Raw genomic sequence first — 626 nt, forward strand, 5'->3', positions numbered from 1 at the left:
GACGGGGCCGGGGCGCAGGTCGGCGGGGAGGGCGTCGACGCGCTCCCGCAGCCGGGCGCTCAGCACCTCCAAGTCCCGTTCGAGCCCCAACTCCCCTGCGAACCAGCGGAGTTCGTCGATGATCGGGTCGGTCGCCGCGCGGTCCAGCAGCGCGCGGTGGGTGCGCAGCGCGGACCTGAGGCGTCGGGACGCGACGCGCATCCGGTGCACGGAGTCCTCCCGGCCGCGTCGGACGGCCGGGTCGAGTGCGACGAGTGCGGCGGTCTGGGTGCGGACGTAGCGCAGTACGGCCTCGCCGGCGGTCCGCGGCGGTTCGGCGTCGGGGGCAGCGACGGCGTGGGGGGCCGGTGCGAGGCCGGTGTCGGCGAGGGCGCGGCGCAGTTTGGAGGGGGTGTCGGCGCGCCGGAGCCCGGCGGACAGCAGGGCCTCCTCGACGGCGTCGAGCAGTTCGGTGCCGCTTCCCTCGGCGAGTTCGACCTCGATCTCGGCCCACCGGGCGGTGCCCTGGCCGTCCTCCCGATCGGCGGTGACGCGGTCGCGTACCAGTTCGGCGAGCGGGTTCCCGGCGGCGTCGCGGAGGGTGTGGACGGCGCGGGTGGTGGTGAGCCGCATGACCGGGCGGAGGG

The 626-nt window shown here is 76.7% G+C and carries 1 protein-coding gene; it reads right to left on the bottom strand.

From position 1 onward, the window contains the following. On the bottom strand, positions 1-612 hold a 612-nt coding region (locus GL263_RS27615), incomplete at its 3' end, for a CYTH and CHAD domain-containing protein (protein WP_228456890.1). Between the last annotated feature and the right edge of the window lie 14 nt (positions 613-626).

The organism is Streptomyces durbertensis (assembly GCF_014156695.1).
GTDB classification, from domain to species: domain Bacteria; phylum Actinomycetota; class Actinomycetes; order Streptomycetales; family Streptomycetaceae; genus Streptomyces; species Streptomyces durbertensis.